Here is a 1,244-nt window from a genome sequence, read left to right on the forward strand (position 1 = left end):
ATAAAAAGTTGAAAATTCGTTAAAGAGGAATTTCATGAAATTTACAGTTTTCGCGCAACTTTTCAATAAAGTTGATCAGATAACAAAAACGTATGTCACGGACATTTCCTCAAAAACAATAGCTACAATTACACCCTTTGTATCAATCAGTCTCACAATCGCTTTCATCATCTATGGTTGGCTCATCATCCGGGGCGCTATAGATATGCCTCTCTCCGGATTTGTAAATCGTTTCCTACGAATAAGTATTATTACTTCAATAGCCCTTACCACAGGACTTTATCAGAGTGAAATTGCGGATTTAATAACACAAATGCCCTATGAGTTATCAAAAGCACTCATAACAAATCCACTCAATGATACACAATTAATGAATTTACTTGATACAGCAGCAACCAAAGGATTCCAATATGCAGGCCGTCTTTTCCAAGAAACCGTCTTCTTCGAAGCCAATGGGCTGCTTTACAGTCTCTTAGGCATCATCATCTTGCTGGCAACAAGCTTCGTAGTAGCAATCGGCGGTGGTCTCGTGCTACTGACAAAACTCGCTATTACACTTCTCGTCGGATGGGGACCTCTCTTCATCGTTGCTTTGCTCTGGCAACCAACTCATCGTCTTTTCGAGCAATGGATAATCCAAGTCGTGAATTATATAATCCTCTTTTTACTCTTAGCCACTGTATTTAATCTGATGATGAATATCTTTGCAAACTATTTGAGCGACATGAAACTCGATTACAACCAGAATATAAGCTTCATGTTTGGGGGAGCTCTCATCTTGTCCATTATATCCATCATGCTGTTACTCAAACTATCAAGCATTGCCAATTCTCTCGCAAAAGGCATTACATTCGGACATCTATGGAGACATAGAAACTAGATGAGATAGAAAGCAATGGTTCCCGTAACAGACGCCCTTAATGCCCATATGACAAAATAACAAGAATATCCAATCCTAAAGTAAAAAATATTCGCACTGAAATTGAGCTGTTTTTATAAATTAAAATGGAATAAAAAAGTAAAATAATTACACACAACGTACTTTACTTTATGTTCAAAATAATAATAATGACAACAAATATCAGGATGTATATAACAATAAAAAAGAGTCATATTAAAATGAAGTCGATCATTCTTGTAATTTTGATTGCAAACCTTTTATCGGCTTGTGTATTAGCACCAAAGCTAAAACAGCCAAATGATAGGAACCGGGTGCCTATTAATAAAACAATCCCTGCCGAAAT

General features: G+C 36.5%; 2 protein-coding genes. Both read left to right on the forward strand.

Annotated features, from left to right (window positions below; genetic code table 11):
- Positions 1-34 precede the first annotated feature (34 nt).
- Entirely contained in the window at positions 35-880 is an 846-nt protein-coding gene (locus ACFILU_RS09400) for a type IV secretion system protein (protein WP_375661123.1), read from the forward strand.
- A 239-nt stretch (positions 881-1,119) separates the two neighbouring features.
- Positions 1,120-1,244 (forward strand): TrwH protein (locus ACFILU_RS09405; RefSeq protein ID WP_375675711.1); only part of this gene is annotated, 125 nt, incomplete at its 3' end.

It is taken from the genome of Bartonella sp. CL100XZDX, from assembly GCF_042195375.1.
GTDB lineage: Bacteria > Pseudomonadota > Alphaproteobacteria > Rhizobiales > Rhizobiaceae > Bartonella.

Excerpts from the sequence above, each read along its gene's own strand:
- ACFILU_RS09400 (WP_375661123.1), top strand. The coding sequence starts at position 35 with ATGAAATTTACAGTTTTCGCGCAACTTTTCAATAAAGTTGATCAGATA.